At 61.7% G+C, this 9,024-nt stretch carries 9 protein-coding genes; 2 read left to right on the top strand and 7 right to left on the bottom strand.

Features of this window, described 5'->3' with window-relative positions:
* From QXF46_08505 to QXF46_08480, 6 genes are all read right to left on the bottom strand, one after another.
* Positions 1 to 620, bottom strand: a 620-nt coding sequence (locus QXF46_08505; GenBank protein ID MEM0226898.1) for a restriction endonuclease, incomplete at its 3' end; no start/stop codon positions are given.
* Positions 621 to 641: 21 nt separating this feature from the next.
* A complete protein-coding gene (locus tag QXF46_08500; GenBank protein MEM0226897.1) occupies positions 642 to 1,709 on the bottom strand; it encodes a hypothetical protein in 1,068 nt (355 codons plus the stop codon).
* 5 nt (positions 1,710 to 1,714) lie between these two features.
* A complete protein-coding gene (locus tag QXF46_08495) occupies positions 1,715 to 2,656 on the bottom strand; it encodes a hypothetical protein (protein ID MEM0226896.1) in 942 nt (313 codons plus the stop codon).
* A 9-nt stretch (positions 2,657 to 2,665) separates the two neighbouring features.
* A complete protein-coding gene (locus tag QXF46_08490) occupies positions 2,666 to 4,297 on the bottom strand; it encodes an APC family permease (protein MEM0226895.1) in 1,632 nt (543 codons plus the stop codon).
* A 91-nt stretch (positions 4,298 to 4,388) separates the two neighbouring features.
* A complete protein-coding gene (locus QXF46_08485; protein ID MEM0226894.1) occupies positions 4,389 to 5,891 on the bottom strand; it encodes a trimethylamine methyltransferase family protein in 1,503 nt (500 codons plus the stop codon).
* Between the two features lie 39 nt (positions 5,892 to 5,930).
* Positions 5,931 to 6,203 carry an AbrB/MazE/SpoVT family DNA-binding domain-containing protein gene (locus QXF46_08480; GenBank protein MEM0226893.1) on the bottom strand — a complete coding sequence of 91 codons (273 nt, stop codon included), beginning with the start codon at positions 6,201 to 6,203 and terminating at the stop codon, positions 5,931 to 5,933.
* A 37-nt stretch (positions 6,204 to 6,240) separates the two neighbouring features.
* Here QXF46_08480 and QXF46_08475 point away from each other — a divergent pair, with 37 nt between their 5' ends.
* Together QXF46_08475 and QXF46_08470 are read left to right on the top strand one after the other, a co-directional pair.
* Positions 6,241 to 6,705, top strand: a complete 465-nt coding sequence (locus tag QXF46_08475; GenBank protein MEM0226892.1) for a PIN domain-containing protein — start codon at positions 6,241 to 6,243, stop codon at positions 6,703 to 6,705.
* Positions 6,702 to 8,324: a right-handed parallel beta-helix repeat-containing protein gene (locus QXF46_08470; protein MEM0226891.1), complete on the top strand. Its 1,623-nt coding sequence runs from the start codon at positions 6,702 to 6,704 to the stop codon at positions 8,322 to 8,324. Before QXF46_08475 ends, QXF46_08470 begins: the two co-directional genes overlap by 4 nt.
* A gap of 44 nt (positions 8,325 to 8,368) precedes the next feature.
* Here QXF46_08470 and QXF46_08465 read toward each other — a convergent pair.
* Positions 8,369 to 9,024 (bottom strand): DUF4013 domain-containing protein (locus QXF46_08465; GenBank protein MEM0226890.1); only part of this gene is annotated, 656 nt, incomplete at its 5' end.

Genomic DNA, 9,024 nt, shown 5'->3' with positions numbered 1-9,024 from the left:
CCGTACCTTTCGATGAGGACCTCCAATCCCTCCTCCGGGTAGTGCCAGGCTATGACGCGCATGCCGACGCACTCGGCGTAGGCGGCGGCTTCAGCCGTCACCTTCGTGTTCGTCACGATCCACGCCCTATCGAACTGGTCCTTCAGGTCGAGGTAGCGCGCGTAAACGTAGAGGGCGACCTTGGCGTCAACCTTGATCCCCGGCAGGTTGTGGTACTTGCACTCGACGAAGAACCTCTCCCCCCGGCCCTCCGCGACGACGTCCAACTCGTGCTCGATGCACCTACCTCTAGCCTTCACGTTCGTGCGCGTCGCGTAGCCCATCTTCTCCAGGAGCCTCGCGACAAACTTCTCGAATGGGTAGCCCTCCGGCCCCATCCTCATGATGGCCCTGCGGACGGCGTACCTTACCGCGCACTGCGGGTATCGTTCGCGAAGCCGGGCGAGGAGCCGGCTGTAAATCTCGTCGGATGTGACGACGGCCGGTAGGGATTCTTCGACCTCCTCAACGAGTTTCAGCGCGTCCTGCTCTGGCAGCCCGCACCGGACGACGCTGAGGAGGAGCTTCTGCCGGCTGTAGGGTTCCCTCGAGCCGTTAGCCTTGACTACGGTCTCGACCACAATGGGGTAGTGCAGCTCCGGCTATTTTACCCCCTCGAGGCCCGGCGACTCCACGTAGATGTTCCACCAGGGCTTGCTCCACCTCTTCTCCACGCGGGGTACAGCCTTGAGCAGTTCCTCCGCCGCGGCTGCTACATCGCTGGCTTCGCCGGGGCTCAACCCCTCCCTGATGAGGACGTCGATCCTATCGATGAGGTTCTGGAGGTTCAACCTGACGGTGAGCGCGAAGCCCTTGTCCCTCTCGAGCGTCCTCCGGAGGACCTCGGGGTTGATGGCCTCACCCCCTTCGCCGATCTCGTGGTCGAGGAGGAGCGCGGCCACGTCCTTCATGTCCTTGAGCTCCATGCCGACCGCGACCATCCCCTTCAGGTGCTCGTATGGTAGCACCCTGTACCCCTGGCCGGACGACTCGAGGATCGGTAGCTTCTCGACGGGTAGCCCGAATATGTACTGAAGCTTTGAGAGCAGCAGGTTTTCGAGACCCACCGTGTAGAGGTTCTCCCTGGCCCTCTCGAACTCGCCGCTCAGCTTGATCGTGTGGCGGAAGGGGAGCTCGTCGCAGAAGATGTCGATTACCGCAACCCGCAAGCCGTCACCCTCGACCCCGCTGAGCCCGTGAACCCTGTACCTCCTCCCACCCCTGAACGCGTTGAACCACTTGTCGCCGGAGGTGGTGAAGTACGTGTAGCGGCTGCCCAGCAGGCTGCCGAGGTTGAGGAGGAGCTTCACGAAGAGGAGCCCGTCGCGCTTCCTCACGACGAAGTCCACGTCGTTCAGCTCCCTGTTCAGCGCGTGCTCCCGCTTGTTCGCCGTGGGCGAGTGGACTTTGACGGCTGCCCCTCCGAAGAGGAGGGCGTCGATAGGCCTGCTCAACCTCCCCCTGAGCTCTCCGGGCAAGTCTAGGCTGGGCACTTTGCGCGCAGCCCAGAGGGTTACGACTGCTCGGGCGAGGGAGAGGTTGGAAAAGTCGATGTAGCCGGGTAGGCCGAGCTCCTCCGCGGCCTGCTGAGCCTCGATTCTCGAGGTGAGGGGGAGCTCAACCTCGTACACGGTCCCGTCATAGTCCTCTAGGAGCTTCAGCCTCGCCAACCCGATCACCCGTACGTGAACACGTAGCTCCTTACCCTTCCCCGCTCGAGCTCTAGGAGCACGCCTCTGAGCGCGCCGCTGCTGTAGTCGCTCCCCGGATTGAAGCAGAGAGTTCTCCCGATCTTAGCCACGCCCTTTGACTCGTGGATGTGACCGTGGAGGCCGACCAGCGGCTGGTGCTCCTCGATGATCCTCCTCACGGCTCTGCTCCCCGCGTGGAGCATCTCCACTTCGCCGCCCTTCCGAACGACCCGGAATTCTTCGTCGATGGCGGGGGCCAGGTCGATTGGTGTCCCGTAAGGTGGTACGTGCACGTTTAGCACCACGCCCGAGGGGTCGCCGGCCCCCTCGATCAACCTTTTCAGCCTGCTGTACAGCTCCTCCTCCGTGAGCTCGCGCGGGGTCTTCCATGGGGTTGGGTTGGAGGCTCCGAGGCTGACGAGCTGGAGGCCGCCCTTAATCTCGATGACGCGGTTGTCGGGGTTTACGACGACGTCCGAGCCCTCCAAAGCCTCGTCCACAGCCAAGCGGTCGTCGTTGCCGGGCATGATGTACACTTCGACACCGCTGCCCCGCAACCTTTCCTCAGCCAGCTTAACCCACCTCCTCAGGGTTTCAACCATGGCCTTAGTGAACAGCTCATCCACGAGGGCGGGATCCCTCCTCAGCTTCTCGTACTCGTCCTCTTCCACGACCACCGTGTAGAACCCGTTGCTCCTGATCGCCGCCACCGCCTTCTCGAGCTCCTCGGCGCTCCTGGCGAGCCACGTTTTGCCGAAGACTTCAGCCCTGTACGATTCCCCGCTCCTCACGATCGGTACGAGGGCCTTACCCGTCAAGTCGCCGCCCAGCACGAGCACGTCCGCTCTGTACACCTTCGCTGCGTTGAGGAACTTGCGGAAGCATACCTCGCTGCCGTGCACGTCGGAGGCATAGAACAGCCGCACAGCCGTCACCTACTCCGGTGGCAGTTCTCGAAAGGCTAAATCTATATCGATTCCCTGCCGCCTCCTGTAGAGCTTCACGCCGTAGAAGTAGGCTGTCCCGGCCACGTAGGCCGCTAGAATGGTGAGCAGCGAGGGCACGTGCAGGGCTCCGAGTCCCGGGTTCGTGAAGTAGAAGTAGAGCAGCACGAGGAGCAGCCCAGCGTACACCGCGCCGCAGATGCTGATGAAGGGTACTCCAGCTACCTTCAGCTTCGAGACGGGTGAGCTCTCATACATCAGCTTCGTCTTCCCCCGGTAGGGCACCACGATGGCTGAGATTGCGGTGAATAGGAAGGTGGTGGAGATCTGCGGGATCATCGCTGTGAAGCCCGCGAGGTACTCGGGGTTGAGGGCGTAGATCGCGAGCATGATGAAGCTGAGAGCCGTTGTCAGGAGCACGTTCTTCACGGGCGCGTGGAAGCGCTCGCTCATGTCGGCTAGGAAGCCGGGAGCGATCCTGTCGAAGGCCCAAGCGAGGAAGATCCTGCTCATCGGGAAGATCGTGTACAGTGCGTAGTAGAGGATCCAAGCGGCGAACCCGATCCCGATCAACCACCGGAGCCAGAGGGGCGCCATGATCGCGGCGAAGGCGAAGTAAGACGGCGGGAAGGGTAGTTTGTAGAGCCCTAGTCCATCACCGTAAACGTAGGCGATGGACAGCAGGAAGTCGTAGCCGACGACTCGCTCGAGCAGAGCGCCGGTGATCCACCAGGAGGCTGAGGCGAGCACGAGCCCGCCCGGGATCCCGATGATCATGCTCTTCTGTACGTCCCTCGTCTCCCCCGCGATGTAAGCAGCAAGGTAGGGGTAGAGGAGCCCCCAGGCGGCGACAGGCATGAGGGGTAGGGCCTTTGCTACGCTCCAAGTGTACGAGGTGTCCGCACCGTACGTCTCCGCTAGGTACCTCAGCCCCTCCCTCACGATGGTATCGTAGTCGGCCGACCCGTAGGCGGCGCTGAAGCTGTTCCACGCGGCGATGAAGGACTCCCTGCTGGCGCCAAGTAGTACCGCCCAGATCGCCGCGAAGTGCAGCACTCCAAGCGCGAAGCAGGCCGCTTGGAAGACCCTGAAGGCCTTGAGGCCGAGTATCGTCACGAGCGCTGAAACAGTGATGATTATGATGCCTATGAGGAGGATGCCGATCGAGGACCCGGCGAACTCGGCGGCCTGCTCCAACCCCGTGAGCGAGAAGGTGGTGAGGAGGGCTGGATCCGCCACGTACGATGGTAGCACGGCCACCCACACGAAGTTGGCTATGATCCAGCCGAAGCTGGAGAGGAAGCCGAGCAGCGGGTGGAGGATCCTGCTGACGAACACGTAGTCCCCCCCGCTCCGCGGGGCGATCGTGACGAGCAGCGCCCAAGCCAGCGCGCCGAAGATCATCGGAACGGTGGTTAGAAGCACGCCGAGGTGCAGGTTGCCGCCGGGCGCGAAGTAGGGCCCCCAGAGGAAGTACCACCAGGCCGAGAGACCCCAGCTGATGTTGAGCGAGGCGAAGATCAGGATGTCGAGCCAGCCGGCTTCTCTGACGAGGCCCGTAGCCTCCCTCAGGAATACGCCTCTAGACCCGCTATCCGAGAGATCGCTTCCACCCTCATCCATCGGGGGCTCTCCCCAGCTACGGGATATTAAGCAATCCATCACGTAAAACGTTTATTTGCACGTATGTGCAGCATGGGGGGTTCTCCATCATTCACCTCTGCCTGTTTAAAACTCGCTTGACGTAGTCCTCTAGCTGCCGCTCAATTTCTTTATCGAGGGGTTCAACCTCGTGATGCTTGAGAAGTTCCTCAGCTCGTAACCTCGCCTCTTCAACGAGGCTCTTACTCTTCCTCCACCGCTCCCACCGTACTCTGCTGAGCAGCTTCGGCACGTAGTGCTCCCTTCTTACGTTCCTCACAGTGTGGAGTTTCGATAGGAAGGTGCCCCCAGGTCCCACCTCCTCTATCACGTTAAGCGCGAGGGTCTCCTCGTTAACTTCTATCCCTCTCGCTGCTCTGGCTGCGATGCCGCAGAGCTCATCGTCGATCACGAGCTGCTCGAGGCTGGCTGCAAGGGTTGAGTCGAGGGAGCCAGCTGAGTCGTAGACGAAGTTGATCCCCGAGAGAGCGGCGAAGACTAGCGTGACAGCCTTCTCGAAGCCGGCTTGCAGATCGGGTAGCTTGGAGTCCGTCGTTCCCCCCGTCCCCCTGCTCGGTAAACCGTAGAAGCGCGCAAGCTGGGCTGTAGCCGCGTTGATCAAGCCGGCCTCCACGGCCCCCAACGCGATGTTCCCCGTCCTCATGTCCATTATAGTGGAGACCGTCCCGTAGAGCACCGGCGTTCCCGGGTTCACGAGCTCTGCGATCGTGATCGCGCTGAGGATCTCGGCGTTCTGCTGGACTAGCAGCCCGGCGAGAGTCGCAGGGGCAGTTGCACCCGCCTGGCACTCTGGGGCTACGATGATGGGCTGTCGGTGCTCCGCGAAGACTTCAAGCCCCTCTAGCAGCTCTCTGGAGTGCTGGAGTGGGCTCACAGGGTTGTAGAAGAAGAGCAGCATCGGCCTCCTCCTGAGCTCCTCCAGCCCTCCAGCCACGATTGCCGCCATCCTGATGCAGTCGAGCGCCTCCCTCCCGCTCCTGGCGTACGCGTCAACCGTCTTCACGGTGTTCCTGAACGCTGCTAGGAGGGAGTAAGCGTGCGCTGCGTGCTCGGGGACGTCGGAGGGGTGGACGACCAGCGTCGCGTGGTGGACGTTCTCGAGCGCGTCAGTCAGCCTGTAGAACCTCTCCACATCGCTGAGGGTAGACGGCCTCCTCTCCCCCGTGAGAGGGTCGATCACGAAGACGGCTGTGCCCTGCGAAGAGAAGTGCGTGCGCCCCTCCTCGATGACGAGCTTGCTCCCCCTCCCGTAGAGAGTGAAGCTCCGGGGGGCTTTGCGAACCATATCCATGACCAGGTGCTCGGGTATGCGGACTACGGATGACCGCTGATTAACTTCGCAGCCCGCGTCAGCTAGCAGCTTTAACGCCCTCTCATCGAGAACCCGGACGCCGACCCGCTCCAGAACCTCCATCGCCGCTTCGTGGATGGCGCGGCAATCCTCCCTCGCGAGAACCTCGAGTCGCACGCGCCCGAACCGAACTGCCGGCGTTAAAGGTATCGCAGGCGAAGCAGTTGAAAGCGCGGGGTTAGCAAAGCAGGAGTGCGTTTTCACCGCTCGGCTTTCTACGCGCGTATTACTTTCGCGCTACAACTACAAGTTGGAGGATAACCTCTCCAGCTTCCTGGCTGCGAGGCTTTCGATGATTCCCCCCGTTGATCGGAGAATCTCGTCTTCGTCTACGCCGGGCGGGAGGTTCGACGAGTACTTCTCCACGGGGTCCGCCTCCTCGAAGGGTTCGAGGATTATCCTTCCGCCCTCAACCGTTAGGAGGAGCAGCTTCCCCTCGATCAGCCCCAGCGCCCTCCTCGCTTCAGCGGGGAGCTTGATGACACCGCCCCTGTAAACCTTCACAACCTTAACCATCAGTAACCTTAAGTAACCAGCGGTAATAACCCTACCGGTGATCCTGGGAGACACCGTCTGCGTCTGGGCCCTCTACTTCAGAAACTCGGCCTACAGGGATCACGTGCTGCAGTTGAGGCGCGAACACGGGCTCGCCATCCCAGAGGTCTGCCTAATCGAGGCGGCCTACCCGATCTTCAAGGTAGGAGGAGTTCAGGAGCTCCTCAACTACGCGCGCTTCGTGAAGGGCCTGCTGCAGGCCCCCCGGATCCTAGTGATCGAGTTCGAGCTGGCCGACATCGGGGTCGCCGCTAAGCTGGTGTCGGCAAACCCGCACTTGTTCATCGATAGGAGCGGGAACTTGAACCTCTTCGACGCGCTTGTGGCTGCCGCGTGGCTGAGGACCGGTCTCACGCTAGCCTCGAGTGACGAAGTCTTCCTGGAGCTGAGCGAGGCCGTTCCAGAGCTTAAGGGGAGGTTCACAAGGCTGGAGAAGCGGGGGACGGGCGGGTGTGGAAGTTGAGGTGGGTAGTTCTCCCCCTGCTCCTCCTGGTAATTGTTTCGCGGGGCACGGCATCGGGCGGTGAAGCAGCGATACGCATCCTCCCGGATGGCACGGTTGAGCCCCCCAGCGCGCCCATCAAGCGAGTGGGAGACGTCTACACGTTGCTGGAGGATGTCAGCGTGACCGGCGACGGAGTGCTCGTGATGAGGAGCGGCGCGGTGCTCGACGGTGACTGGAGGGTGCTGCAGGGTAACGGCTCCGGCAGGGGCGTGGTCGTGAGAGCTCCGAACGTGACTGTGAAAAACCTGATGGTTCGCGGCTTCGAGTACGGCGTATACGCTAGCGATGCCCCCGGCTGCTCGGTGCGGAGCGTAGTAGTGGAGGGCGGCAGAGTGGGAATCGGCCTGTGGAGGTCGCCTGGCTGCACCGTAGTGGATAACAGCGTCAGGTGGAGCATGGTGGGTCTCTACGTCGAGGAGTCCAGCAACTCCACGGTCGTGGGGAACGCGTTCGAGGGGTGCGGCCTGTACGTCAGGAGATCCTACGGCAACAGGGTGGAGAACAACACTGTGAACGGAGGGCCGCTCGTCTACCTGGAGGCTGCGAGCGGGGTTCAGGTCGGAGGGGCTGTCGGGCAGGTGATCCTCCTGCGCTGCGCGAACGCCACCGTTAGCGTGAGCGCTGCACGGAGCACGGTGGGCGTGCTCATCTCGGAGTGCCGAAGCGTCGAGGTGGTCGACTGCGATTTGAGCGGCAACGTGGTGGGCATCGATGTCTGGGGGAGCAGTGGTGTTGCCATCTCAAGCTGCAGGGTGGCTGAGGGCGAGGTGGGGGTCAGAGTGCTCAACTCGAGTGGTGTCGTGCTGATGGGCTCAGAGCTGAGCGGCAGCAGCTTCTGCGTGTACGTGGATTCGAGCAGGGAAGCGGTCGTGGCGAACTCGACGGTCAAGGAGTGCTCGCAGGCGGCGGTCACCCTGAAGCGGTCTACCGGCTCCCTAGTAGGCAACATGGTGGCTGCGAGCGCGCGGGGCATCGTGCTGCAGGGATCGGAGGGGGTCGACGTGGAGGGGAACGCGATTTGGCGCAACGGGGCTGGCGTCGTGATCAACGAAACGTGGGGGTGCACGTTCACTCGAAACGAGTTCGTCGAAAACGCCGCTCACGTCGTCCTCCAAGATGCGGGACCCAACACCTGGCAAGGCAACTTCTGGAGCGACCTGTGGGAGAGGGGCGTCACGCAGGGACCTTACGCGCTGGGTCCTGGGAACGTGGACGAAAGCCCTGCAACCGCCCCCTCTCGGGTGCTGCCCGTGAGGGTTGTAACGCCGGTCGGCTACGCCACAGGCTCGGGCTGGTACGAGAGGGGCAGCACCGCTAGAATCGGGGTTTGGCCTAGCAACCTACTGGTGATACGCTTCCGCCAGTGGGTGGATCAAAGGGGGAGAGTGGTCGCCCATAACCCCGTAGCTGAAGTGGTAGTCGACGAGCCGTTAGTGCTGAGCGCTGCCTGGTCGCTGGACCCCATGCCGGTGCTCATCGTCGTCTGCACGATCCTAGCCCTAGCGGTGCTTAAACTCCGCTCCCGCAAACTGGGGGGAGCGTCGGAGCGTAAGGCCGCTCAAGCTTTTGAGCGTTAACAGCGTGGCCTACTGCAGCCTTCTGATTCTACGAAGCCGCTCCGCTAGAACGTCGGGTGAGTAGGGGAGGGGGGCGGTGGCGGTGGTGGGATGGGGTACTTCAGGTTAACGAACAGGGAGAGCGCTTTAAAGGTGAACGCCATCGAGAAGACTCCGAGTACCATTGGGCCAACCCACGGTATTATCGAGCCTATAGCGGCCACGATTGCGTTGAAAACTACCAGCATTATGAAGAAGATAATGTAATTGCCCAGCCCGAAAGTTTTGACTAGGTCCCAAGCCTCACCGAACGCGAAGATCTTCCCGAAATCTCCCGTCCTCATGTACAGCGAAAGGGCGGGAAGGCTGATGAAGAAGATGAATACGAGGAGAAGCACAGCAACGATGACGAGCAGAAGGAAGAGGCCCCTGAGGATCCCGAACCCCCAACGGAACCTGAACATGAATATCCCAGCCCCGAAACCTCCCACTAGAAGAAGGATGAGCGGTATGAGCGCGTAAAGCAGGATCGCTATCGCCAGCTTGAGACCCTCCACGAAGAGGCCGCCGTAGTTGCCCAGCTTAGGGGGCTCGTCGTGGTCGTACCTGACGACTCTGACGAAGTACCCTAAAACGATGAAGTTGATGATGGGGATCACGTTCAAGACGATGAGCAGCAGGAGGTTACCGATGTCGCGCGTCAGTTTAACCATGAAGCCGA

This window comes from Thermofilaceae archaeon, from assembly GCA_038731975.1.
Lineage (GTDB): Archaea > Thermoproteota > Thermoprotei > Thermofilales > Thermofilaceae > JANXEW01.
Note: the sequence above shows the minus strand (reverse complement) of the source record. Positions and strands in the feature narration are given on the sequence as shown.

Excerpts from the sequence above, each read along its gene's own strand:
- QXF46_08490 (MEM0226895.1), bottom strand. The coding sequence starts at position 4,297 with ATGGATGAGGGTGGAAGCGATCTCTCGGATAGCGGGTCTAGAGGCGTA.
- QXF46_08480 (MEM0226893.1), bottom strand. The coding sequence starts at position 6,203 with ATGGTTAAGGTTGTGAAGGTTTACAGGGGCGGTGTCATCAAGCTCCCC.